The sequence below is a fragment of the Kitasatospora sp. NPDC004272 genome, from assembly GCF_053603035.1.
In genome coordinates, this window is the sequence record NZ_JBSGET010000010.1 from 58,138 (window position 1) to 81,423 (window position 23,286).

Below are 23,286 nucleotides of genomic sequence, written 5' to 3' on the forward strand. Positions count from 1 at the left end.
CATGCCTATCACGCCCCCGCGCTCACCCGCGCGGCACCGCGTAGTCGGTCAACTCGGCTCCTCGCGGCGCGAGTTGTCCCCATTCACCCGGTACGTCCAGCACCGCGATCCCGGCCGTGGAGAACTTCTCCCGGACCCGCTCCAGCGCCTCGCTCCCGCTCTCCCGGGCCAGCCCCAGCACCAGTTCCTGCACCTCGGGCCGGTGCCCGACCAGCATCACGGTGCGCACCACCGGGGGCAACTCCCGCAGCAGATCCACGAGTTCGTCCGCCTCGGCACGGTACGCCCGTGGTTCCAGGACGAGTTCGGGCGCGCCGCCGAGCTCCGGCTCGGCCAGCTCCCAGGTCTGCCGGGTGCGCACCGCGGTGGAGCACAGCACCCGGTCCGGCACCAACCCGTGCTCCGCCAGCCACCGCCCGGCCGCCGCCGCGTCGGCCCGGCCGCGCTCGGCCAGCGGACGCAGCTCGTCCGGGACGTCCGGCCAGTCCGCCTTGGCGTGCCGCAGCACGATCAACCGCCGCTGTTCCGTCATCCCCCCAGTGTGGCCCGCGCCGCGAACCGCGCTCCACCCAACGCGCGGACCGAACCCGATACCGGCGGAAAACCGGACGACGCGCCCACGCCCGCTCGGCTAGCGTCACAGGCATGCGTGCCCTGACCGAGTCCGAGATCCGCGCGTCCTTCGTCAACTGCTCCAAGGGCGAGGCCAAGCGCCTGCCCGTCCCGCGCGGCCTGGCCGAACAGCGCTGGGACGAGCTGGACTTCCTCGGCTGGCGCGACCTCGGCGCCCCCGACCGGGCCTACCTGGTCGCCGTCCTGGACGGCACCCCGGTCGGCATCACGCTCCGCTCGCCGAACGTGCGGCGCAGCCTGACCCGCACCAACGTCTGCTCGGTCTGCATCACCGCGCACGCGGGCAGCGGCGTCTCGCTGCTCACCGCCCCCCGGGCCGGCGCGGCGGGCCGGGAGGGCAACTCGGTCGGCACCTACCTCTGTGCCGACCTGGCCTGCTCGCTGTACGTCCGCGGCCTGCGCCGCGGCGCCGCGGTCAGCCGCCCGGACGAGTCGCTCCCGCTGGAGGAGCAGATCGCCCGGACGGTCACCAACCTGGAGGCGTTCCTGCGCCAGGTGCTGGCCTGAGCCCGGCCGCCGTCAGGGCGCCGACCGGTACTCCACGGTCAGCACGGCCCGCCCCAGCGCGTGCGCGGTCAGGTTGAACCCGACCTGCGCCGCCGGGGTGTCCGGCCCGAGCTCCAGCGCCGGCACGTCCAGCGCGTGCACCACGAACACGTACCGGTGGGCCGGTCCGGGCGGCGGCGCCGCCCCGTCGTAGCGGTGCCCCGGGAAGTCGTTGCGCACGTGGAACGCCCCGCCGGGCAGCTCCCCGTCCCCCGACCCCGCGCCGCCCGCCAGTTCGGTGACCTCGGCCGGCAGGTTCACCAGCAGCCAGTGCCACCACCCCGCCGCCGTCGGCGCGTCCGGGTCGTAGCAGGTCACCGCGAACGACCTGGTCCCCGCCGGAAACCCCGACCAGGACAGCTGCGGCGAGGTGTTCCCCAGCGCGTGCACCTGCGCGTCCGGCATCGTCCCCCCGTCCACCAGGTCGGTGCTGCGCAGCTCGAACGCCGGCACCGGCGGCAGGAAGTCGTACGGGAGCGGAATACGCCCGGTCATCGGTCACCATCCCCATCGAAGGCTCTCGGTATACCGCCCCAGCCTATCCACCGCCGGGCCCCGCCCGGGGCCCGGGGAACGGCGGGTCCGAGCTGCCGCGGGCCCTCAGCTCCGCCAGAGCGCCTCGACCGCCGCCCCCAGCACGGTGTCCACCTTCCCCAGGTCGAAGACCAGGTCGAAGTGGTTGCGCCCGCCCACCAGCAGCTCGTGCACCGGGACGCCCGCCTCCCGCAGCGCCTCCGCGAACCGGGCCTGCTGCCGTCCGAACTCGTCCGTCTCGTGCTCGCCCAGCGCCAGCACCACCGGCGGCAGCCCGGCCAGCGCGGCCGCCCCGGCGTGCAGCGGGCTGAGCCGGCGGGCCCGGTCGGCGTCCAGGCCGAGCGGCTGGTTGACGTAGCTGAGGGCGACCGGCTCCAGGTCGTAGACGCCGCTGAGCAGCGCGGCCCCGCGGATCCGCCCGCGCAGCCGCCCGTCCAGCAGTGCCGACGCGGCCAGGTGCGCCCCGGCGGAGCTGCCGCTGAGCACGATCCGCTCCGGGTCGGCGCCGAGTTCCGCCGCGTGGTCGACCAGCCAGCGCACGGCCGAGGTGGTCTGCTCGACGATCCGTTCGAGCGGCCAGTGCGGGGCCAGTCCGTAGCCGACGGCGGCGAACGAGGTGCCGAGCGGGACGAGGTCCAGCGCGGGGAAGGCCGAGTCCTCCTTGCCGAGCTCCTGCCAGAAGCCGCCGTGCACGAACACGTGCAGCGGCGCGCCGGTCCGGGCGGCGGGGAAGAAGTCGATCAGCTCGGGCGCGTCGGGTCCGTACCGCAGCTCCCGGTGCCCGGGCAGTTCCCGCAGGGCCCGGCGGCTCTCGGCCGCGTAGGCCCCGAGCTCGGCGTCGAAGTCGGCGACCTTGCTGCTGGGCGAGTACTCCCGGTCGAGTTCCCGCTGGTCGAAGCCCCGGTAGACCGCCATGACGCCGCTCTCCTCACCCAACCAGGTATAGACCAATACGGGAGCGCACGGTTAGCGTGGTCACTCCCCGTACTTCCTTCTCCGGAGTTGCCCCGTGGAGACGTCCGTCCTCGCCTTCGCCACCGACCTGCTCGACGAAGGGGCCGACACCTTCTTCGGCAACCTTACCGACCGGGCGGGCGTCGGCGGCGTCACGCTCGCGTCCGTCTACCACGAGGCCCGGGACGTCTTCCCGCACAACCCGCGCCGGGTGCTGCGCTACCTCGAACCGGGCGCCGCGTACTTCCGGCCCGACCCGGCGCGCTGGGCCGGGCGGCGGCTCGCCCCGCTGCCCTCCACCGCGATCGGCGCGCGCGACCCGTTCGCCGAGGCCGCCGAGGAGACCCGCCGCCGCGGCCTGAAGCTGCACGCCTGGACGGTCTTCTGCCACAACGACCGGCTCGGCTTCGCGCACCCCGACTGCGCGCCCGCCAACGCCTTCGGCGACCGCCACCTGACCGAGCTGTGCCCGGCCAACCCGGAGGTCCGGGAGTACTGCCGCACCGTGGTCGAGGAGCTGGGCCGCTACGGCGTGGACGCGATCCGCGCCGAGTCGCTGCACTTCCACGGCCTGGCGCACGGCTACCACCACGAGCGCTACTTCGAGGAGCTCGGCCCGGTCACCGAGGCCCTGCTGTCGGTCTGCTTCTGCCCGCACTGCCTGGCCGCCGCGACCGCCGCGGGCGTCCCCGCCGAGCACGTCCGCGACACCGTCCGCGCCGAACTGCGCGCCCGGCTGGCCGACGAGTCCCGGGCGCTGGCCCCCACCGCGCTGGACGAGCTGGCCGGCGGCGCGTTCGCCGCCTACGTCGACGCCTCGGCCCGCACCGTCACCTCGCTGGCCGCCGAGCTGGCCGCCACCGCCGCCGACCACGGCATGCGGCTGACCTTCATGGACGGCGGCGGCCCCGGCACCGGCTGGCTGTCCGGCATCGACCTGCCCGCGCTGGCGGGCGCCGCCCACCAGATCGAGACCCTCGGTTACGCCCGGACCCCCGAGGAGGTCCGCGAGAAGGTCGCCGCGTTCGCCCTGCACGGCGTCCGTCCGCAGGACATGGCGGTGATCCTGCGCCCGATGGCCTCCGACTGCGACGGCCCGGCCAACCTCACCGCCAAGATCGACGCCCTGCGCGAACTGGGCGTCCCCGAGGTCGAGTTCTACAACTACGGCCTGATGCGGCTGTCCTCGATGGACCGGATCGGCCAGGCCCTGCGCTAGCCGTCGGACGCCCGGAACGCACCATCTCTCCGCATTGCTCCCGCTCCGTCCCCGCCCCCGGGCAACGCACCGGTCGCCCCCGCCTGCTGCGCCCGGTGCGTCCCGAACGGTAGGCTTTCCGTGTGATCTTCAAGCGCATCGGCAACGGGCGGCCGTACCCGGATCACGGCCGGACCAGCACCCGCCAGTGGGCGGACGTCGCACCGCGTCCGGTGCGGTTGGACCAGCTGGTGACCACCAAGGGCCAGTTGGACCTGGAGACCCTCCTCGCGGAGGACTCCACGTTCTACGGGGACCTGTTCGCCCACGTGGTGAAGTGGCGCGGCGACCTGTACCTGGAGGACGGCCTGCACCGCGCCGTCCGGGCCGCCCTCCAACAGCGGCAGGTCCTGCACGCCCGCGTGCTGGAGATGGACTGACGCCGGGTCACCCGGGGACGGGTGCAACCGGCGGCGGTGCCGGTACGTCCTTTCGAGTGCCGTCGTCCCCCGGATGATGATCGTTTAGTACCTGGGCACCCGTTGTCGGATTAGTCTGCTGACTAGAGCGGTCACGCGGCCCGTTCCCACGGCCGTTCCGCGGTCACCGACACCCCACCCTGGCACCTAGGGGGAGACAGACCATGAGCATGTTGACTCCCCGGGGTTTGAAGGGGAAGCAGTACCGCGTCACCGGCAACGCCTACCCCCGACTCAGCCGGCCCTCCCGCCGCGGCCGGAAGGTCGCCATCGGGCTGGGCGGCGCCCTGGCCCTGGCCCTGGTCTCGGTCGGCGGCGTCCAGCTGTACGACGTCTTCAGCGGCAAGCACAAGGGCGCCACCGCCCAGGCCTGCTCGGGCGCCTCCGGCACGCCGCTGGCCGCCCCGGAGAACTCCGCCCCGGCCGGTGCCCCCGCGTCCGGCGCAGCCGCCTCCGGCGCCCCGGCACCGGTCCCCAGCGACACCGCGGTGCCGCAGCCCGCCGCCGTCAAGGTGAACGTCTACAACGCCACCGACAAGTCCGGCCTGGCCGCCCGCACCGCCGACGAACTGCGCAAGCGCGGCTTCGTGGTCGACAAGGTCGGCAACGCGCCGGCCGCGCTGGCCAACAAGGTCCCGGGCAGCGCGCAGATCCTCAGCGGCCCCGGCGGCCTCGGCGCGGCCACCCTGCTGCTCTCCCAGGTCGCCGCCGCGACCTCCACCGAGGACGGCCGCGCCGACGCCACCGTCGACTTCGTCATCGGCGACACCTTCAACGCCCTGGCCGACCCCGCCCAGGCCGCCGCCGCCCTCGCCGAGCTCACCAAGCCCTCCCCCTCCCCGGAGCCCGGCCACTGCTGAGCCGGTCCGCCGCGCCCCGCCCGGGGCGCGGCGAACCGCGCGGCGAACCGTGCGCACGCACGAAGAGGTCCGGTCCAGGACGGGAACCCCCCGCCCCCGACCGGACCTCGCCGCGGGTACCGCCGTCCGCCGCGCGGACCCGCTCAGCCCGCCGTGCCGTACAGCCGGTCGCCCGCGTCGCCCAGGCCCGGCACGATGTAGCCGTGCTCGTTGAGCCGCTGGTCGACCGCCGCGGTGACCACGGTGACCGGCCGGCCCGCCAGCTCGCGCTCCATCACCTCGACGCCCTCGGGCGCGGCGAGCAGCACCACCGCGGTGACGTCGGTGGCGCCGCGCTCCAGCAGCATCCGGATCGCCGCGACCAGGGTGCCGCCGGTGGCCAGCATCGGGTCGAGGACGTAGATCTGCCGCCCGGAGAGGTCGTCCGGCATCCGGGTCGCGTAGGTCGACGCCTCCAGCGTCTCCTCGTTGCGGACCATGCCGAGGAAGCCGACCTCCGCGGTCGGCAGCAGCCGGGTCATGCCGTCCAGCATGCCCAGCCCGGCCCGCAGGATCGGGACCACCAGCGGGCGCGGGTAGGACAGCCGGGTGCCCCGGGTGACGGCGACGGGGGTGGTGATCTCGACCGTGTCGGTGCGGACGTCCCTGGTCGCCTCGTACGCGAGCAGGGTCACCAGCTCGTCGGTGAGCCGACGGAAGGTCGGCGAGTCCGTGCGCTCGTCGCGCAGGGTGGACAGCTTGTGGGCGACCAGCGGGTGGTCGACGACGTGGAGACGCATGGGAACAACGGTAACGGCCACCGGCACGTGTGTACGACTCCGTACGAACCGGGACGACCGGGACGACCCGCCGGGCCGGCCGGGGATCCGCCCGGAATCACGGAAGTCGGACCGCTCCTGTGGTATCACCGGGGCCGATCTGGGAAAGTCGGGACCTATGAAGAGCAACCCGACGCGGGCGACCACCGCCGGCGCGGGCGGGTCCGGCTCGACAGACGAGTCCCGTCCGACCGCAGAGACCGACGCGGAGACCGACGCGGAGCGGCGCAAGCGCCGGGCCGTGTTCCTCCGCGAACTGGCCGAGGCCCGGGAGCTGCGGGCCCGGGTGCAGCCGAGACGGACCAAGGAGCGCCGGATGCGCGAGGCCCTGCGGATGCGGACCTTCCGGACCTGACGGCGCCGACCCGCCCCCGGGCGCCGCGCCCCGCACCGGAGTTGCGCCCCCCGGAGCGCCCCGGCGCCCCCGCCGCAAGGCGTCCGACGGTCAAGATCCGCGCCCCGGGCGGCCGGAAGCCGACCTTTCCGACACGACCTGCGAAGACGCGCTGCCGAACACCCCCCGCAGCGGCGGCCTTTCTGTCACGATGCGGTGGGACGGTCCGAACGGCGGACCTCCTTCTGGCGCGGGGGCGGCCGGACCGCACCCGCCCGAGATCGCCGACAGCCGAGACCAATCTTGGGAGTGTCCCTGGTGGCGTACTTCGCTGCAGTGCTTGCTCGCACCGGTGCCGGGTGGGACGTGAGCGAAACCGAACTCGACGACGTAGAGACCCTGGCCGACCTGACCGACCTGGCCCGCGAGGCGGCCGAGGACGAGGACACCGTGCTGGTCTTCATCGAGCAGGAGGACGCGTGGTTCGCCGTCCTGCGCATCGACGGTGAGGACGACCCGCGGATCTTCGTCTCCGACGCGGCGGCCGCGGCGCGCAGTTCGTACGGTGCGGTGCTCACCGACGAGTTGATCGAACAGGACGGGGAGGCCGACTTCGACGACCTCGACGGGCTCGTGGCCGGGCTCGACGACGAGGACGGGGCCGACCCGGACGACGAGGCCGCGGGAGCGGACGACGAGGAGCCGGCCGGCGGGCGGGGCGCGAGCCCGGTCGGGCCGATCGGCGACAACGAGCTGCTGACCGAGTTCGGGATGACCGCCGCCGACCTGCTGGAACTGGCCGGGGAGGGCGCGGCGCCCGGCGACGCGCTGGGCGAGATCGCCGAGGCGCTGGGCTGCGGCGAGGTCCTGGAGGCCGTTCGGTAGCGGCGGGCCCGGTGCCCGACACTGGGTCCATGCAGCCCCCCGTCCCCCTTCCCGCAGACACCCCGGGCGAACGGCCGCGGATCGTCCCGCTGCCCGCCCCCGAACGCCCCGATCCGGTCCGCGACCGGTGGACGGGCCGGATGCGCCTCGCGATCGAAGAGGCCGCACTGGCCACCGCCACCGGTGACGTCCCGGTCGGGGCGTTCGTCCTGGGCCCGGACGGCACGGTGCTCGGCCGGGGCCACAACGTCCGCGAGGCGGTGGGCGACCCGACCGGCCACGCCGAGGTGGTGGCCATCCGCGAGGCCGCGACCGCCGTCGGAGAGTGGCGGCTGAGCGGCTGCACCCTGGTCGTCACCCTGGAGCCCTGCACCATGTGCGCGGGCGCGATCGTGCTCTCCCGACTCGCCCGGGTCGTCTTCGGCGCCTACGACCCGAAGGCCGGCGCGGCCGGCTCGCTCTTCGACGTGGTCCGCGACAACCGGCTCAACCACCGCCCCGAGGTGGTCGGCGGCGTCCTCGCCGACGAGTGCACCGCCCAGCTGCTGGCCTTCTTCGACACCCAGCGCTGAGCCGCCCCGGAACGGATTTCGCCCCGTCCCCCCGATCCGGTAGAGTTCCCCTCGGTAGCGTGTCCGAGCGGCCAAAGGAGCACGCCTCGAAAGCGTGTGTGGGGGCAACTCCACCGTGGGTTCGAATCCCACCGCTACCGCCACTCGAAGGGCCCGACCGGTCTCCGGTCGGGCCCTTCGGCGTTCCCGACTTTCCTCCCCGAAGCGGACAAACCACCGCTGAGCTGCGATTTTACTTGGCCTTGAGTCAGCGTCGGGCACTAGTGTGCGAGCTCCTCCACAACCGGAACCAGGAGTTCAGCATGCCTTCCCCAGCCGTCTACCGGTCCCCGCGCGGGCTGGCCACCGCGTCCACGGTGCTGCTCGCCCTGAACGGGGTGGTGGCCGCCGGATCGGCGGCCGTGCTGCTGTACCTGTACACGGTGGAGCCGGGCGACGACGTCTCGCTGCTGGTGGACCTCTTGGGGGCGGACACCACGACCAACGCCGGGCTGCTGCTGTCGCTGGCCACCGCGGTGCCGTTCTTGATGTGGCTGTACCGGGCGCGGGTGAACGCCGAGGTGATCTACCCGCACGGGCACCAGCACGCGCGCGGGTGGGCGGTCGGCGGCTGGTTCGTCCCGCTGGTCCAGTTCTGGTTCCCGTGGCGGATCACCAACGACGTCTGGCGGGCCAGCGGCCCGCCCGGCGAGCACGGCGTGCCGCAGCCCACCCCGGCGGGGCTGGTGCACGCCTGGTGGTCCACCCTGGTGCTGGGCCGGCTGCTCTCCTTCTTCGGCAGCCAGAGCCTCGGCTCCGAGGCCGCCCTGAACTACCTCGACTCCTACCGGGAGGCGCTGACCTACCTGATCGCCTCCGAGCTGCTCACCACGGCCGCGGCGGTGTTCGCGATCCTGGTGGTCCACCGGCTGACCGCCATGCAGGAGGCCCACGCCGCCCGCGCCTGGGCGGCCTGGACCCCGCCGGTCGCCGCCTGAGGAACCCCGGAGGGCCCCGGGTCAGCGGCGGCGGGCCAGCCGCCGCGTCACCACCCCGGCGAGCACCAGCCCGGCGGCGGCCAGCAGCGGCAGCACCGGCGCGCTCCCCGTCCCCGGCAGCGCCCCACCCGGACCCGGACCCGGACCCGGCGCGGACGGCGACGGCACCGGCGGCGGCTCCGGCGAACCGGACGGCTCCGGGGCCGACGGCGACGGCGACGGCGATCCGGTGGGCTCCCCGGACGGCGAGGCGCTCGGGCCGGGGCTCTCCGTCCCGCCCAGCTCGGGCTCGACCGCGATCACCTCGTCGTCGGGCGGCGAGCTGACGGTCCGCTCGGTGGTGCGGCCGGTCGCGGTCGCGGTGTTGCGGACGGTCCCGGCCTCGGCGTCGGCCGCGGTGACGGTGTACGAGGCGGTGCAGGTGGTGACCGCGCCGGGGGTGCCGCGCGGGGTCAGGGTGGTCGCGGCGCACCGCACCCCGGTGAGCCGGTCGTCGGTGACGGCGAGGTCGGTGACCTCCCGGTCGGTGGTGTTGGTGACGGTGTACGTGTAGGTGGCCCGCTGGCCGGGCCGGTAGACCCGGGCGTCGTCCACCTGCTTCTCCAGCAGCAGCCCGTAGTCGTCGTTCAGCGGCAGCTCCTGCCGGGCCTCCGGCGACTCGACCGGCCCGCCGTCCGAATCCCCGTGCACGATGGCCACGTTGGTGAGGTAGCCGCGCCGCACGTCGGCCTCGGTGACGGTGTACGAGGCGGTGCAGGTGACGGTGGCGTCGACGGCCAGGACGGTGCTCGGGCAGCTGACCGGGCCGACCGTCGGGTCGGTGACGGCGAGGTCGCGGATCTCGGTGTCGCCGCCGTTGGTGACCACGAACTGGTACGGGACGACGGTGCCCGCGGTGACCGGGTCGGGCAGCGGGTGGGCCCGGTCGATCTGCTTGACCAGGTTGAGCCGGGGCAGCGGGGCGGCGCTGCGCGCGGTGACGTGCCGCAGCAGGTGCACGTCGGTGAACGCGCCGGTGGACGAGGCGAAGCCGAACTTGTAGGTGGCGGGCACCGGTTGGGGCGCCGGCTGGCTGAGCACCCGGACCGGGCCGGCGCCGAAGTCGACGTCCACCTCGATCTGCGGGTCGGGCCCGGGCGTGACGGTGACGGTGACGGTCCGCCGGCTGGGTTCGAGCGCGGCCTCGGCCTGCGCGGGGGTGGTGCCGGGCGGCAGGTCGGCGGCGGTGGCGGGGCCGTGCAGCTGCCCGGGCAGGGTGGACGGCCACGGGCCGGTGGTCCCGGTGTTGCTGGTGGTGGCGCCGAGGAAGCAGTAGCCGCTGGTGCCCTCGCCGGGCCCGCGCAGCGTCACCATGTTGGCGCCGGGCGCGGGCGCCAGGAAGTTGGTCCCGGCCGGGGAGCGGGTGGCGCAGCCGTCGCCGCGGTGCTCCCAGTCACCGAAGTAGTTGCCCAGCACGTCCAGGCCGACGCCCAGGTAGCCGCCCTCGACGCCGGGCAGGAACGGGTTGGCCGGGTTGTCGTCCGGGAGTTTCTGCGCGTACCCGAGGCTGCCGCCGAACGCGCCGGGGCGGGTGAGCGAGGCGGCGCCGTCGACCAGGAAGAACGCGATGCCGTCGGCGGGCGAGGGCTTGGTGGGGTCGCCGCCGTACTGCCACTGCTCGAAGGTGACCTGGATGCCCTCGTTGGCGGGCAGCGGGCGCTCGTACAGGACGGCGGCGGCCCGGTCGTTGCCCGCGTCGGTCATCCGCAGGTAGCCGTACGGCGCGGCCGCGTTGGGCGGAACGGGGCCGGTCGCGCCGCCGCTCGGGCAGCCGGTCAGCGCGCGCGGTTCGGCGACCGGGAAGGCCGCGACCTCGGCCGCGCCGGTGAGGCAGGCGCCGTCGGTGGCGACGAAGCCGCTGTCGGCGCTCGCCCCGGTGAAGGTCTCGTCCACCAGCAGGGTGCCGGTGGCGGCCCGGGGCGCGGTGGGCGGCGCGGCCGCAGCGAGCGGCAGCACGGCCGCCCCGAGTGCGGTCGCGGCGCAGAGCGCCACGGCGGCGAGTCTGCGCCCGGCCCCTGGGGCCTGTCGTTCGGTCACGTTCGTCTCCGCCTCTCCGGTCGATGATTCGTAGTCGACCTTCACGGCGGGCGAAACCCGGCGCGAACACGCGCGCAACCGCGGGTAAGCACCCGCCCGGCGCAGCGCCCGTTCCGGGGGCCGGACGCTTCTCCCCTCCATCTGCGGTTGGCGGTGGGCGAGTTGAGGGGATGATGCCCGCATGGGGAGTGCGCGGTGGCGGGTGCTGGTCTGGGTCGGGGCGGGGGTCTCGGTGGCGGGGCTCGCGGTGTTCCTGTGGGGCGAGGGGCTGGACCGGGCGAACCAGTGGGCGGGCGTGCTGGGCCTGTTCGTCGGTGTGGCGGGCCTGCTGCTGTCCCTGCTGGGCGGGATCGGGGGCCGTTCCGGCGGCCAGTCGGCGGACGGGGCGGCGGCCGGCGGCTCGGTGCGCCTGGTCCGGAACGTGCGGGGGGACGTGCTGCTCGGCTCCGGCTCCGGCCCCGGTCCCGCCGCCGTCCCGGAGCCCGGTCCCGTCCGGGGAGCGGCCCCCGGCGGCGGCCAGTCGGCCCGGGGCGTGCGCGCGGGCGGGGAGGTGGAACTGGTGGACGGCGTGGCGGGCTCGGTGCGCTTCGACGGCCGCCGCCCCGCCGGCGGCCCCCAGCCGCCCGACGAGCCGTGGCCCCCCGGCACCCCCCGGTCCACCGACACCCCCCACCCGTCGGACGGCACCCGCCCCTCCGACGACCCCCACCCGTCGGACGGCACCCCCCGACCTCCCGGTACCTCCCGACCCCCCTCCGAGGCCCCGCCTCCGTCCGACGGGCCGCGGCCGTGACCGGCTTCTGGCGGCGGCTGTTCGGCGCCGAGGCCGACGGCGGCACCCAGTCCGCGGCGGGTGCCCGGGTCGGCGGCGACCTGACGCTGGTCCAGCGGGCCGGCACCGTGCAGATCACCACCGGCCCGAAGCCGCCCCCGCCGGGCGACCTGGACGGGGCCCGGCGGCGCTACGCGCTGCGGCTGCGCGAGCGCTACCTGCGGCTGGACCTGGAGGTGCTGACCCCGCTGTCGGAGCAGGACGAGCACCCGGCGGTGCACCTGCGCGAGGTGTTCGTGCCGCAGCTGGTGCGCTCCGACCCGCCGCCGGTGGAGCTGCCCCGGGAGCTGCTGAAGCGGCTGACCGAGCCGGGCGAGCTGGACCCGGGGCGGCTGCCCCCGGGCGTCGAGCGGGACACCGTGCGCCGGGTCCGCGAGGCGTACCGGCAGCGCCCCGCGGTGCCGGTGCTGCCGCTGCTGTCCGGCCCGGACGGCCACCGGGCGGTGCTGCTGGGCGACCCAGGCTCGGGCAAGTCGACGCTGGCCAGGTTCCTGTGCCTGGCGCTGACCGAGCCGCTGCTCGACCCGGCGGCCGACGTCCCGTCCGAACTGGCGCCGCTGGCCGGCCGGCTGCCGCTGATCGTGGAGCTGCGCCGGTACGCGGACCCGGCCTGGCGCGAGCGCACCTTCGAGGAGTTCCTGGCCCACCTGCACCGCACCGAGGGCCTGGGTCTGCCCGGGGACCTGCTGGCCCGTCAGCTGGCCGAGCACCCGGCGCACACCCTGGTGCTGTTCGACGGCCTGGACGAGCTGTTCGACCCGCAGGTCCGGGAGAGCGCCGCCCGCCGGATCGGGGCGTTCGCCGCCCGCCACCCGCAGGTCCGGGTGCTGGTGACCTCCCGGGTGATCGGCTACCGGCGCGAGCCGCTGGACGCCGCCGGGTTCGGCCACTACACGCTGCAGGACCTCGACACCGGCCAGATCGACGCCTTCGCGGCCCGCTGGTACGCCAACGCCTGCCCGGGCGACCCGGCGGAGGCCCGGCGGCTGCGCCGCCGGGTGACGGCCGCGGTGGCCGGCTCCGCCCCGGTCCGGGACCTGGCGGGCAACCCGCTGATCCTGACCATCCTGGCGATCATCGGCCGCCGCCGGGAGCTGCCCCGGGACCGCCGCTCGGTGTACGAGCACGCGGTGGCGGTGCTGGTCGAGCACTGGGACCCGAGCAAGTACCTGCAGGACCGGCGGGTGGACGGCGGCATGCCGTACCTGGCCTCCGAGGACCGGCTGGAGCTGCTGCGCCTGGTGGCCCGCCGGATGCAGGAGGGCGGCGACGGCATCGCCGGCAACCACGTCCCGGGCCGGGTGCTGCTGGCCTCCTTCGAGCGCTACCTGCGCGAGCGCTACGAGCTGCCCGCCGACCGGGCCGCACCGGCCGCCCGGGCGATGCTGCAGCAGTTCCGGGAGCGCAACTTCATCCTGAGCCGGTTCGGCGGCGAGGTGTACGGCTTCGTCCACCGGGCGTTCCTGGAGTACCTGGCGGCCTCCGACATCGCCCACCGCTTCAACCGGGAGCGCTCGCTGACGGAGGAGCAGCTGCTGGAGGGGGTGTTCGCGGCCCGCTGGCGCGACCCGGCCTGGCGGGAGGTGCTGCTCCTGCTGGCCGGGGAGCTGGACGAGCGGTTCGTCGGCGCGGCGGTGTCCCGGCTGCTGGCCCGGGCCCCGGTGCTGCCGGGCGCGCCGGGGGCGCGGGACGCGGTGCCTCAGTGGCTGGTGCTGGCGGTGCGCTGCCTGGGCGAGGTCCGCAAGCTGGGCCTGGTGACGGCGCAGTCCGAGGCGGTGGTGGACGCCCTGGTGGCGCTGTTCGAGGCGTTCGCCGCGGAGGGCTCGGCCTACCTGCCGGGCGAGACCGCGGAGGCGCTGGACGCGCTGCGCCCGGTGCTGGCCGGGCTGGGCCCGCACTGGGTGGGCCGGGAGCGCTTCCTGCGCTGGTACCTGGTGCACGGGCACCAGCCGGAGCGGGAGTCGCCGACGCCGATCGAGGCGGGCGCGGTGGCGGCCCGGCTGGCCTGCGCGCTGCACCTGAACGCCCCGGACGGCCCGGCGGTGCTGCGTTCCTGGGCCGAGCACGGCTGGTCCCCGGCGCAGCGGGCGGCCGCGTTCGGGGCGCTCGCCGAGGGCTGGCCGGGCGATCCGGACACCGGCGCGTTCGTCCGGGCCCGGGTGGAGCGGGAGGCCGACCCGCTGACCCTGGAGGCCGCGGTGGCGGCGCTCGCCGAGGGCTGGCCGGGCGACCGGGCGACCGGCGCGTTCCTGGCGGCCCGGGTGGCGGACGCCGGGGGCGTGAACCGGCTGAACGAGATGCTGGCGCTCGGCAAGGGCTGGACGGACGACGGCCCGGCGCAGTTGCTGCTGCGGGGCATCGCGGCGGCCGAGGAGCAGCCGGAGCTGCGCGGCCTGGCGGTGTTCGCGCTGACCGTGAACGGGCGGATGGACGGGCCGCTGGCGGCGTTCCTGCGCGAGCGGGTGCGCACCGACCGGGCGCCGGGGGTGCGCCGGATGGCGCTGCAGGCGATCTGCCTGCAGCCGGCCGAGGACCCGGGCAACGCCCCGTTCCTGCACCGGCTGGCCGAGTCGGACCCGGATCCGCAGGTGCGGGTGTCGGCGCTGGCGGGCCTGGCCCGCGGCTGGACGGGCGACCCGCGGGTGGCGGAGTTCCTGCGCCGCCGGATCGCCGAGGACCGCGACCCGCTGGTGCGGCTGCGGGTGCCGCCAGTGCTGGCGCTGCGCTGGGCGGGCGACCCGCAGGTGGCCCGGCAGTTGCGCGAGCTGGCGGTCGGGGACGCCCTGCCGGACGTCCGGGCGGGCGCGCTGGCGCTGCTCGGGCAGGTCGGGGCGGGCGATCCGGAGGTGGCGGCGTTCCTGCGCGAGCGGGCGGAGCAGGAGGGGCCGGGCCGGGCGGCGGCCACCGGCGAGCTGGCCGCGCACTTCGCGGACGACCCGGAGCTGGGGGCGTTCGTCCGCGACCGGGCCCGGAGCGCGTCGGACCCGCTGGTGCGGGCCGCGGTGCTGACCGCCCTGGCGAACCGTCAGGACCCGGGCCCGGCGGCCCGGGCGCTGTTCCTGGAGCGGGCGTCCGCCGACCCGGACCGGCGGGTGCGGGAGGTGGCGCTGGCCGCGGTGGTGCGCTGCCACGACGGGGAGCAGCGGGCCGCCGCGCTGCTGCTGGAGCGGGTGGCGGGGCTGCGCGACGCGGACGTGCGGCTGTCGGTGCTGCGCGCGCTGCTGGCGCACCGGCCGGACGACCCCGCGGTGCGGGCGCTGCTGCGGGAGCGGGCGGAGCGGGACGCCTCGGGCCCGATCCGGGCGGTGGCCCTGCACGCGCTGGCCCGGGCCGGGACGGACGGGGCCGGCGACGGGGCGGACGGGGTCGGCGACGGGACGGTGGCCGAACTGCTGCGCGGACGCGCCGTCGCGGACCCGGACCCGCTGCCGCGCCGGGTGGCGCTGCGGGCGCTGGGCGGCTCCCCGGACCGGGCGGCGGTCGAACTGCTGCGCTGGCGCGCGGTGGAGGACCCGGACGAGGGGGTGCGGATCGCGGCGCTGCGGGCGCTGGCGTTCGGCGCCCCGGGGGCCGCGACGGCCGCCCTGCTGGCGGCCCGGGCCCGGGCCGAGCTGGTGCCGGCGGCGGCCGCGGAGGCGGCCCGGCTGCTGGCGGCGGGGGAAGGGGCGGGAGCGGGAGCGGGAACGGCGAAGGGCTCCGCGCTCCGGGGCGGTTGACCACCGTGCCCTGGGGAGTGCGGAGCCCGGCCGGAACCTCTCGGTCCGCGGTGGGGGCGGCAGCTCCGGGGGGGACGAGCTGCCGCCCCGGGCGGAGGTCCCACAACCGGGTGCCGCGTCGGGGGGAAGCCGCGGCACCCGGTCCCACAGCGGGGACCTCCGGATCGCCGTACCGGGGATTCCTGCCAGATCCTCGGTACATCAACCATCCTGCCGCGCCGCCCCGGTGGACACATCCGGAGAAAGCCCCGTCCGCGCGGGACCTTCGTCCCAGCGGGTGAACGCGCCCCTCACCCGTTGCGCCGTCCGGTGGATAAGCTGCCGGGTGGCAGGGCCGCACGGGGAGAGGAAGGCGGCCCGACTCAGGGAGGCAGGCGCGTTCGATGGCTCAGGCGAAGAAGGTGGCCATGTGGATCCTGGTCGTCTTCGTCATCTACACGATCATCACCTCACCGGAGCGCTCCGCGGACCTGGTGAAGTCCGGCTTCGTCGGCATCTCGGACGCCGCCAAGGCGGTGGGGTCGTTCATGACCGGACTGGTGCGCTGAGCCGCCGCCGAGCCCTAGTACGGTGGCGGGGTTCGTCCTTCGGGGGGCGCTCCCCGGAACGGGCACGCCCTCCCCCCACCCGCGAGGAGCGGCATCGTGATCCGGCACCTGGTCCTGTTCAAGCTCAACGAAGGCGTCACCAAGGACGACCCGCGGGCCGTCGCGGGCGCCGCGGCGTTCGCGGAGCTCGGCGCGCTGGTCCCCGAGCTGCGCGAGTGGGAGTGCGGCTGGAACTTCACCGACCGGGACATCGCCCGGGACTTCGCGATCAACAGCCTGGTCGAGGACCGCGAGGCACTGGCCGCGTACCTCGGCCACCCGGCCCACCAGGCCGCCGCCGCGCAGTGGCGCGAGTTCGCCACCTGGGTGATCGCCGACCTGGAGGTCTGACCCTCCCGCGACACCCCTCGTACACGCACGACCCGGCGGCCCCCGCCCTCCGCCCGCGGGCGGGGAGCCATGCACACTCCGCCGAATGCTGGACGGTCCGTCAACACGCCTCCGTCGGGTACTTGCCCGGCCACAGAGCCACTTGTGATGCTATGACCGGTTTTGCCGGAATTTGGCGAGGTGGTTCTCAAGGGAGGGTGAGGTGTCCGTGCGGACGCAGCAGGGCAGTGCGCCCGAGGACCGGGTCGAGGAGCCGCCGGACCCGGTCGAACTGGCCTCCCGCCGCCCCGGCGCGCGCGGCGCGGTGGACGTCCGCACCCTCACCCGGGTGCTGTTCGAACGGCTCGCCGAACTGCCGCCGGACGCACCCGAGCGGGTCCGGGTCCGCTCCGCCCTGATCGAGGTCAACATCCCGCTGGTCCGCTACGCCGCCACCCGGTTCCGCAGCCGCAGCGAACCGATGGAGGACATCGTCCAGGTCGGCACCATCGGCCTGATCAACGCGATCGACCGCTTCGACCCCGAGCGCGGCGTCCAGTTCCCCACCTACGCGCTGCCGACCATCCTCGGCGAGATCAAGCGCTACTTCCGCGACAACGTCCGCACCATGCACGTCCCGCGCCGCCTCCAGGAGCTCTGGGTCCAGGTCAGCGGCGCCATGGAGGAGTTGACGGTCACCCACGGCCGGGTCCCCAAGGTCCCCGAGATCGCCGCCAACCTGCGCATCCCCGAGGAGGACGTCCGGGCCTGCCTGGACGCCGGCCGCGCCTACAACGCCGCCTCCCTGGAGGCCGCCCAGGAGCACGAGGGCGGCCTCGCCCTGCTCGACCGGCTCGGCTACGAGGACTCCGCCCTCACCGACGTCGAGCACCGCGACATGGTCCGCCACCTGCTGGTCCAGCTCCCCGAACGGGAGCGGCGGATCATCATGCTGCGGTTCTTCGCCAACCTCACCCAGTCGCAGATCTCCACCGAACTCGGCATGTCCCAGATGCACGTCTCCCGGCTGCTGTCCCGGATCCTGTCCCGGCTGCGCACCGGGAACTCCTGGGAGGAGTGAGTCGCCTCCTGTTTCCCCGCGTCACCGGCGGGTGACGAGTCGAGACGTTCGGGTTTGCCGGGGCCGGTGGGCCGGTATTGAGGAGTCAGACCCGTCAGCCGGGAACCACTGTGCGGTGGCGCCCGTTCGACAGACAGTCACGAGGGGGTGGGCGCGTGTTCACAGAACCTGGCAGTGCGGTCATCGAAGTCGAAACCCAGGCCGAAGCCGTCGTCGTATCGATCCCGGCCCAGGCCGGTCCCGCCGAGGCCCCCGACCGGGCCCTCGACACCCGCACGCTGTCGCGCGCGCTGTTCCGCCGGCTCGCCGGGCTGGAGTCCGGCAGCGCCGAGCACGCCTACGTGCGGGACACCCTGATCGAGCTCAACCTGCCGCTGGTCCGGTACGCCTCCGCGCGCTTCCGCAGCCGCAACGAGCCGATGGAGGACATCGTCCAGGTCGGCACCATCGGCCTGATCAAGGCCATCGACCGCTTCGACCCGGACCGCGGCGTCGAGTTCCCGACCTTCGCCATGCCCACCGTGGTCGGCGAGATCAAGCGCTTCTTCCGGGACACCAGCTGGTCCGTGCGCGTCCCGCGCCGCCTCCAGGAGCTCCGCCTGGCCCTCACCAAGGCCGGCGACGAGCTCTCCCAGCGGCTCGACCGCTCCCCCACCGTCCCCGAACTCGCCGCCTACCTCGGCGTCTCCGAGGACGACGTGGTCGAGGGCCTCGCCGTCGGCAACGCGTACACCGCCAGCTCGCTCGACTCCACCCCCGCGGAGGACGACGGCGGCGACGGCCCGCTCGCCGACCGCCTCGGCTACGAGGACCTCGCCCTCGAAGGCGTCGAGTACCGCGAGTCGCTCAAGCCGCTGCTCGCCAAGCTCCCGCCCCGCGAGCGCCGGATCATCATGCTGCGCTTCTTCGGGAACCTGACGCAGTCCCAGATCGGCGAGGAGATCGGCATCTCCCAGATGCACGTCTCCCGGCTGCTCACCAAGACGCTCGCTCACCTCCGCGAGGGCCTCACGGCGGAGTGAGCGGGGCCGGCGGGCCTGGTCAGACCGTGCAGGCCCGCCGCAGCCGCAGCAGGTGCTCCTCGGTCAGCCCCAGTCCGTCCTGCCAGAAGTGCTCGAAGCCCGACCAGCCGAGGGCCAGCTCCTCGAACGCGGCCTCCAGGTAGACCGCCTCCGCCCGGGCCAGCGGCCGTATCAGCGGGTCCACCCGGGCGATCAGGGCGGCCGCCCGCTCGTTGGTGAGCAGGTAGTCCGCCAGGACGCTCTCCCGGTCCACGCCGAGGGCGGTGAGCAGCAGGGCAGCCGTCCAGCCGGTGCGGTCCTTGCCGGCCGTGCAGTGGAAGAGCAGCGGCGCGCCGTCCGCCTCGGCGGCCAGCCGCAGGACGGCGGCGAAGCGGGAGCGGGCGACCGGGTCGGTGACGAACCAGCGGTACATCGAGACCATCATCGCGGTGCCCCGCCCGTCGCCGAGGACCGCGTGCATCGCCACCGGGTCGGCGCCGCCGCCCAGCACCCGGCGCAGCTCCACGTACAGGTCGAAGTCCTCGGAGAACACCGGCAGGTGGTGCAGGGTCGGCCCGAGGCCGTCGAGCGCCGGGACGGTGAGCGGCTGCGCCGCGTCCGCCGGCAGCAGTGCCGGGGGCAGCCCGGGGACGAGGTCGGCGCCCAGGTGGCGCACCTCGTCGAGGCTGCGCAGGTCCACCACGTGGCGCAGCCCGATCGCACCGAGCAGCGCCCGGTCGCCCTCGCCGAGCCGGCTGAGCGCCTCGGTGCGCAGCAGCGCGCCGCCGCGCACGGTGCGGCCGTCCGCAGTGCGGTAGCCGCCCAGGTCGCGGGCGTTGACCGCGGCGGCCAGGCCGAGGCTCCTGGCGGTCTCGGTGGACGGCGCGGTCACGGGTGCCTCCTGGCGGCGGTGCGGCGGACCCGGACAGTGTAGAGGCGCGCCCGACGGCGGGACCGCCCGGACGTCCGGTCGGCCCCGTGCGGGCGGGCGCGCGGAGTGCTACTTGACGGCCAGCCAGATCACGCCGGCGATGACCACCAGGGCCACGATCGCGCCGATGACGATCACCGGGGTGCGGCTCGACGAGGAGCTGCTGCTGCCGTAGGTGGTGACGGTGCCCGGGGCCTGCGCGGCCGGGGCCTCGTCGACGAACGCCCGGAACATCTGGGTCGAGCCGGCGGGGTCGTAGTCGTTGTCAGCCATGGAACGGGACTCTAGCCGCCCCGGGCCGCCCCCCGACACCCCGGTCCCCGTCCCGGAACGGGTCTGCACGGACCCCTCACCCCGGACGGGCCGGGCGTGGACGCACGGCCCGGCGGAATCAAGCCCGACCCGAACGGGTTGTCTCCGGTCATGACCAACAGTGACGCCCCCCGGGTGACCCTCGGCCCCTCCGACCTCGCCGTCTCCCCGCTGTCCCTCGGCGGCAACGTGTTCGGCTGGACGGCCGACGCCGAGCAGTCCTTCGCCGTGCTCGACGCCTACGCGGCGGCCGGCGGCAACTTCATCGACACCGCGGACGTCTACTCGAACTGGGCGCCGGGCAACTCCGGCGGCGAGTCGGAGACCGTGATCGGCGACTGGCTGCGCAGCCGCGGCAACCGCGAGCGGATCGTGGTCGCCACCAAGGTCGGCATGCTGCCGGGCCTGGACAACCTGCGGCCGAAGACCATCCGGCAGGGCGCCGAGGCGTCGCTGCGCCGGCTCGGCGTGGAGCGGATCGACCTGTTCTACACGCACAAGGACGACCCGGACACCCCGGTCGAGGAGATCGTCGGCGCGCTGGACGCACTGGTCCGCGAGGGCAAGGTGCGCGAGGTCGCCGCGTCCAACATCGGCCCGGAGCGGCTCGCCGCCTCGCTGGAGTTCGCCGCCCGCGAGGGCCTGGCCAAGTACGTCGCGGTGCAGCCGCACTACAACCTGGTCTCCCGCGACACCTACGAGGGCCCGCTGGCGGACGTCGTCGCCGAGCACGGCCTGTCCGTCGTCCCGTACTTCGCCCTCGCCGCGGGCTTCCTGACCGGCAAGTACCGTCCGGGCGCCGTCGTCGACTCCGCCCGGTCCCAGGGCGCCGCCAAGTACCTGGACGACCCGCGCGGCCCGCGGGTGCTCGCCGCCCTGGACCAGGTCGCCGGGGCGCACGGCGTGCAGGTCGCCACGGTGGCGCTGGCCTGGCTGGCCGCGCAGCCGACGGTGGCGGCCCCGCTGGCCAGCGCCCGCACCGTCGAGCAGCTGCCGCCGCTGCTGGCCGCCGCCGCGCTGGAGCTGACCGAGGCGGAGCTCAAGCTGCTCTCCGAAGCCTCCGCCTGACCGTCCCCGGCAGCACGACGGCGCCCCTCCCGCCGCACTGCGGGAGGGGCGCCGTCGTTCCCGGGCCGCCGTCAGGGGCGGCCGAAGAAGTCCGGGTAGTAACCGCTGTTGAGGCGGGAGACCCGGACGTCCTTGCCGGGGCGCGGGGCTTCCACGTACGTCCCGTCACCGAGGTAGATGGCCACGTGGTGGATGCCGGAGACCCGGCCGTTGTTGGACCAGAACACCAGGTCGCCGCGCTGGAGCTGCCCGGAGCCGATCGGGGTGGCGGCCCGGTACTGGTCGTCGGCGACCCGCGGGGTGGAGACCCCGGCCCGGCGGAACGCCTGCTGGACCAGGCCCGAGCAGTCGAACCCGTTCGGCCCGTTGCCGCCCCACACGTACGGCTTGCCGACCTGCGCCAGCGCGTAGGTCACCGCCGCCTCGACCCCGCTCGCGGCGCCCTGCCCGGCCGACTGCCCCGCCGACTGCCCGGAGGAGCCGCGGTCGCCGGTCCGCTCCACGTAGACGTCGTGGTGGCTGGTGTAGCGCCACTGGCCGGCCTCGTTCTTGAACCAGTAGACCTTGCCGTCCCACCCCTGCCGGATCCCTCCGGAGGACTGCGCGGGCTGCTGCGGGCGGGCCTGCGGCTCCGCGCTCCCCGAACCGCCGGTGCGGGCGAGGTAGACGTCGTACCACTTGGTGTAGCGCCACTGGCCGGCCTCGTTCTTGAACCAGTAGACCTTGCCGTCCCAGCCGGGGCCGGACGGCGCGGGCATCGCCTGCGCGGTGGTCGCACCGACCCCGAGGCCGACCGCTCCCACCCCCGCCAGCACCGTGGTGGCCAGGCAGGCCGACCGCACGGCGCGGTGTATTCGGCCCGGCCGCTCGGCCGCGGCGGACCCGCCGGTGCGGGCCGCCGGCCGGGCGCACGCGGCGCACCGGCAGGCTGACGCACCGTCGGATTCGGCGAAGCCCAGCAGCGGGGCCCCGGAGAAGTCCGGGAGGTCGGCGGGGTCGGTGGATATCGAGGCGAGCGCGGTCGTCACGCGGGCCTCCCTTCCTTGCGGTTCGGGCGGGCTGCCGGGGCGGGCACCGAAGCGGTGACCCCGGCCGGGGCGACGAACGCGACCAGCAACTGCTCCATCAGGGCGCTGCGCGCGCTGTCGTCCAGTTCGTGGGCGGTGGCGCGCTCCAGGCGCCGCACCGCGAGGGCCGCGGCCTCCACCGCGTCGTCCACCAGGACGGTCCGCAGCCCGGCGTCCAGGTCCGCGAGCCGGCGGCGGCGCATCGACTCGGCGACCTCCGGCGCGTAGTCCAGGGCCAGCGGCTGCACCGAGTACACCTCGACCCCGGCCGGGGCGGTCTCGGCGGCCAGCGCCCGGGTCAGCTCGTCGGCGAACCACTGGCCGTCGCGCAGCGCGGGCCCCGGCGCGGAGTTCGAGTCGCACGGCAGCAGGGAGGCGGTTCGGGTGAGGACGGCCTGCACCTGCTCGCGCAGATACGTTTCGTGATCGGCGATGCCCAGCGTCACCCGCGCGGTGTCCTTGACCCGCCACACGATCAGCAGCCGCACCACCAGCGGCGTCCCGGCCCGGTCGGTGACCCGCACCGGCTCGCTGCGCCAGTGCCGCAGCCGGACGTCCACCCGGTGGCGGCGCAGCATCGGGTTCACCCAGAGCAGGCCGGTGCGGCGGACGGTGCCCCGGTAGCGGCCCCAGCGGGTCAGCACCCGGGTCTCGCCGCCCGGGTTGGACAGCAGGCCGCCGAGCGCGGCCAGCACCGCCAGCCCGATCCCGCTGACCGCGGCGAGCGTCCCGTCGCCGACCTCGGCCCGGCCGCTCGCCCTCGCCGCCGCGCCGCGCAGGTCGGGCACCCCCGGCAGGTCGGGCAGCACCCCGGCCCGGGCCAGCACCAGCAGCGCCCCGGCCGTCCCGGCCAGCAGCACCAGCAGCGGCAGCCAGCCGGGCAGGGCGAACGCGCGCCGCTCGCGCAACGACTGGTCCGCGCGCGGCGGTCGGCGGTGGGTCGCGGCGTCCGCGACCGTCGGGTGCGCCGCCTGCCGCTGCGCGGTGGCCGCGCTGAGCCGGCGCAGCCCGGGGGCGGCGGGCGCGGGGGCGGCGGTTTCCCTGCCGTCGGGTTCGACGGTGCCGCGCGGCCCGGGCGGGAACGCGGACGGCTCGTCCGCGCCGACCGGCAGCAGGGCGACGGCCTCGGCGGCCGCGCCCACCACCGGGATCGGCTGAGTAGCCGGGCCCCGGTCGAGGGCGTCCTCGGCCGGGGCGGCCGTGATCAGCGGCTTGGTCACCGCCTTGGCGACCGCCTTGGTGAGTTGGGTCGCACCGACCGGGGGTTCGGGTGCGGCGGGGGGCCGGGAGTTGGGTCGCGGCGAGGAGTCGCGGGTGACGTCCATGCACGTGTCCTAAGGGTCAGAGTGTCGCGCAACGGGCGGCCCGGATCTGACGGGCAGTGCCAGACTCAGGCTAGGTTGATAAGTCATCAAATGCGACATTTACCAGGCAGTGTGTCGATTTGTCCGCTATGCGGGTGCGAGTCGGCCCGCCCGCCCTGAACTGCGGGAAC

At 75.3% G+C, this 23,286-nt stretch carries 24 protein-coding genes and 1 tRNA gene; 16 read left to right on the forward strand and 9 right to left on the reverse strand.

Annotation, left to right across the window (positions count from 1 at the left end; genetic code table 11):
• Nucleotides 1-22: 22 nt before the first annotated feature.
• Nucleotides 23-532 (reverse strand): SixA phosphatase family protein, encoded by a 510-nt coding sequence (locus ACWEO5_RS05615; protein ID WP_452160424.1) that lies wholly within the window; start codon nucleotides 530-532, stop codon nucleotides 23-25.
• 113 nt (nucleotides 533-645) lie between these two features.
• Between ACWEO5_RS05615 and ACWEO5_RS05620 the strand changes: the two genes are divergently transcribed.
• On the forward strand, nucleotides 646-1,140 hold the full coding sequence (locus ACWEO5_RS05620; RefSeq protein WP_452160428.1) for an FBP domain-containing protein: 495 nt from the start codon (nucleotides 646-648) through the stop codon (nucleotides 1,138-1,140).
• 12 nt (nucleotides 1,141-1,152) lie between these two features.
• On the opposite strand, the gene ACWEO5_RS05625 is transcribed toward ACWEO5_RS05620, so the two are convergent.
• Nucleotides 1,153-1,674, reverse strand: coding sequence for a YbhB/YbcL family Raf kinase inhibitor-like protein (locus ACWEO5_RS05625; protein WP_452160430.1), 522 nt, complete (start codon nucleotides 1,672-1,674; stop codon nucleotides 1,153-1,155).
• Between the two features lie 105 nt (nucleotides 1,675-1,779).
• On the reverse strand, nucleotides 1,780-2,628 hold the full coding sequence (locus ACWEO5_RS05630) for an alpha/beta hydrolase (RefSeq protein ID WP_452160432.1): 849 nt from the start codon (nucleotides 2,626-2,628) through the stop codon (nucleotides 1,780-1,782).
• A gap of 94 nt (nucleotides 2,629-2,722) precedes the next feature.
• Between ACWEO5_RS05630 and ACWEO5_RS05635 the strand changes: the two genes are divergently transcribed.
• The 3 genes from ACWEO5_RS05635 to ACWEO5_RS05645 all read left to right on the forward strand — a co-directional run bounded on the left by ACWEO5_RS05635 (nucleotide 2,723) and on the right by ACWEO5_RS05645 (nucleotide 5,204).
• Nucleotides 2,723-3,886, forward strand: a complete 1,164-nt coding sequence (locus ACWEO5_RS05635; protein WP_344549637.1) for a hypothetical protein — start codon at nucleotides 2,723-2,725, stop codon at nucleotides 3,884-3,886.
• A gap of 122 nt (nucleotides 3,887-4,008) precedes the next feature.
• On the forward strand, nucleotides 4,009-4,305 hold the full coding sequence (locus ACWEO5_RS05640; RefSeq protein WP_014136828.1) for a type II toxin-antitoxin system VapB family antitoxin: 297 nt from the start codon (nucleotides 4,009-4,011) through the stop codon (nucleotides 4,303-4,305).
• A 203-nt stretch (nucleotides 4,306-4,508) separates the two neighbouring features.
• Complete coding sequence (locus tag ACWEO5_RS05645; RefSeq protein WP_452160434.1) at nucleotides 4,509-5,204, forward strand: LytR C-terminal domain-containing protein; 696 nt, start codon at nucleotides 4,509-4,511, stop codon at nucleotides 5,202-5,204.
• A gap of 143 nt (nucleotides 5,205-5,347) precedes the next feature.
• On the opposite strand, the gene upp is transcribed toward ACWEO5_RS05645, so the two are convergent.
• A complete protein-coding gene (upp, locus tag ACWEO5_RS05650; protein WP_344549639.1) occupies nucleotides 5,348-5,983 on the reverse strand; it encodes a uracil phosphoribosyltransferase in 636 nt (211 codons plus the stop codon).
• Between the two features lie 157 nt (nucleotides 5,984-6,140).
• Here upp and ACWEO5_RS05655 point away from each other — a divergent pair, with 157 nt between their 5' ends.
• From ACWEO5_RS05655 to ACWEO5_RS05675, 5 genes are all read left to right on the forward strand, one after another.
• A complete protein-coding gene (locus ACWEO5_RS05655) occupies nucleotides 6,141-6,377 on the forward strand; it encodes a hypothetical protein (protein ID WP_452160437.1) in 237 nt (78 codons plus the stop codon).
• Between the two features lie 297 nt (nucleotides 6,378-6,674).
• A complete protein-coding gene (locus ACWEO5_RS05660) occupies nucleotides 6,675-7,241 on the forward strand; it encodes a tRNA adenosine deaminase-associated protein (protein ID WP_452160439.1) in 567 nt (188 codons plus the stop codon).
• A gap of 29 nt (nucleotides 7,242-7,270) precedes the next feature.
• The gene (tadA, locus tag ACWEO5_RS05665) at nucleotides 7,271-7,813 is read left to right on the forward strand and encodes a tRNA adenosine(34) deaminase TadA (RefSeq protein ID WP_452160441.1); all 543 of its coding nucleotides are present in this window, start codon (nucleotides 7,271-7,273) and stop codon (nucleotides 7,811-7,813) included.
• A 53-nt stretch (nucleotides 7,814-7,866) separates the two neighbouring features.
• Nucleotides 7,867-7,956 (forward strand) — tRNA-Ser (locus tag ACWEO5_RS05670).
• Between the two features lie 159 nt (nucleotides 7,957-8,115).
• Nucleotides 8,116-8,790 (forward strand): DUF4328 domain-containing protein, encoded by a 675-nt coding sequence (locus ACWEO5_RS05675; protein WP_452160443.1) that lies wholly within the window; start codon nucleotides 8,116-8,118, stop codon nucleotides 8,788-8,790.
• A gap of 21 nt (nucleotides 8,791-8,811) precedes the next feature.
• Here ACWEO5_RS05675 and ACWEO5_RS05680 read toward each other — a convergent pair whose 3' ends face one another.
• Nucleotides 8,812-10,866 (reverse strand): DUF7507 domain-containing protein, encoded by a 2,055-nt coding sequence (locus ACWEO5_RS05680; RefSeq protein WP_452160445.1) that lies wholly within the window; start codon nucleotides 10,864-10,866, stop codon nucleotides 8,812-8,814.
• A gap of 181 nt (nucleotides 10,867-11,047) precedes the next feature.
• Between ACWEO5_RS05680 and ACWEO5_RS05685 the strand changes: the two genes are divergently transcribed.
• The 6 genes from ACWEO5_RS05685 to ACWEO5_RS05710 all read left to right on the forward strand — a co-directional run bounded on the left by ACWEO5_RS05685 (nucleotide 11,048) and on the right by ACWEO5_RS05710 (nucleotide 18,434).
• Nucleotides 11,048-11,659 (forward strand): hypothetical protein, encoded by a 612-nt coding sequence (locus ACWEO5_RS05685; protein ID WP_452160447.1) that lies wholly within the window; start codon nucleotides 11,048-11,050, stop codon nucleotides 11,657-11,659.
• Nucleotides 11,656-15,414 (forward strand): HEAT repeat domain-containing protein, encoded by a 3,759-nt coding sequence (locus ACWEO5_RS05690; protein ID WP_452160449.1) that lies wholly within the window; start codon nucleotides 11,656-11,658, stop codon nucleotides 15,412-15,414. Before ACWEO5_RS05685 ends, ACWEO5_RS05690 begins: the two co-directional genes overlap by 4 nt.
• Before the next feature lie 383 nt (nucleotides 15,415-15,797).
• Nucleotides 15,798-15,962 carry a hypothetical protein gene (locus tag ACWEO5_RS05695; protein ID WP_344549647.1) on the forward strand — a complete coding sequence of 55 codons (165 nt, stop codon included), beginning with the start codon at nucleotides 15,798-15,800 and terminating at the stop codon, nucleotides 15,960-15,962.
• Nucleotides 15,963-16,058: 96 nt separating this feature from the next.
• Entirely contained in the window at nucleotides 16,059-16,352 is a 294-nt protein-coding gene (locus ACWEO5_RS05700) for a Dabb family protein (RefSeq protein WP_344549648.1), read from the forward strand.
• 202 nt (nucleotides 16,353-16,554) lie between these two features.
• Nucleotides 16,555-17,412 (forward strand): RNA polymerase sigma factor SigF, encoded by an 858-nt coding sequence (locus ACWEO5_RS05705; RefSeq protein WP_344549649.1) that lies wholly within the window; start codon nucleotides 16,555-16,557, stop codon nucleotides 17,410-17,412.
• A gap of 155 nt (nucleotides 17,413-17,567) precedes the next feature.
• The gene (locus ACWEO5_RS05710) at nucleotides 17,568-18,434 is read left to right on the forward strand and encodes an RNA polymerase sigma factor SigF (protein WP_452160452.1); all 867 of its coding nucleotides are present in this window, start codon (nucleotides 17,568-17,570) and stop codon (nucleotides 18,432-18,434) included.
• A 19-nt stretch (nucleotides 18,435-18,453) separates the two neighbouring features.
• Here the strand turns inward: ACWEO5_RS05710 and ACWEO5_RS05715 are convergent, their stop codons facing one another.
• Together ACWEO5_RS05715 and ACWEO5_RS05720 are read right to left on the reverse strand one after the other, a co-directional pair.
• Nucleotides 18,454-19,305, reverse strand: coding sequence for a tyrosine-protein phosphatase (locus ACWEO5_RS05715; RefSeq protein ID WP_452160454.1), 852 nt, complete (start codon nucleotides 19,303-19,305; stop codon nucleotides 18,454-18,456).
• Nucleotides 19,306-19,413: 108 nt separating this feature from the next.
• Nucleotides 19,414-19,617, reverse strand: a complete 204-nt coding sequence (locus ACWEO5_RS05720) for a hypothetical protein (protein ID WP_344549652.1) — start codon at nucleotides 19,615-19,617, stop codon at nucleotides 19,414-19,416.
• Nucleotides 19,618-19,767: 150 nt separating this feature from the next.
• On the opposite strand from ACWEO5_RS05720, the gene ACWEO5_RS05725 reads away from it, so the two are divergent.
• Nucleotides 19,768-20,724, forward strand: a complete 957-nt coding sequence (locus tag ACWEO5_RS05725) for an aldo/keto reductase (RefSeq protein ID WP_452160456.1) — start codon at nucleotides 19,768-19,770, stop codon at nucleotides 20,722-20,724.
• A 71-nt stretch (nucleotides 20,725-20,795) separates the two neighbouring features.
• On the opposite strand, the gene ACWEO5_RS05730 is transcribed toward ACWEO5_RS05725, so the two are convergent.
• Both ACWEO5_RS05730 and ACWEO5_RS05735 read right to left on the reverse strand, forming a co-directional pair.
• Entirely contained in the window at nucleotides 20,796-21,752 is a 957-nt protein-coding gene (locus ACWEO5_RS05730; RefSeq protein WP_452160458.1) for a C40 family peptidase, read from the reverse strand.
• A complete protein-coding gene (locus ACWEO5_RS05735; protein WP_452160460.1) occupies nucleotides 21,749-23,116 on the reverse strand; it encodes an SPFH domain-containing protein in 1,368 nt (455 codons plus the stop codon). Before ACWEO5_RS05735 ends, ACWEO5_RS05730 begins: the two co-directional genes overlap by 4 nt.
• Nucleotides 23,117-23,286 lie beyond the last annotated feature (170 nt).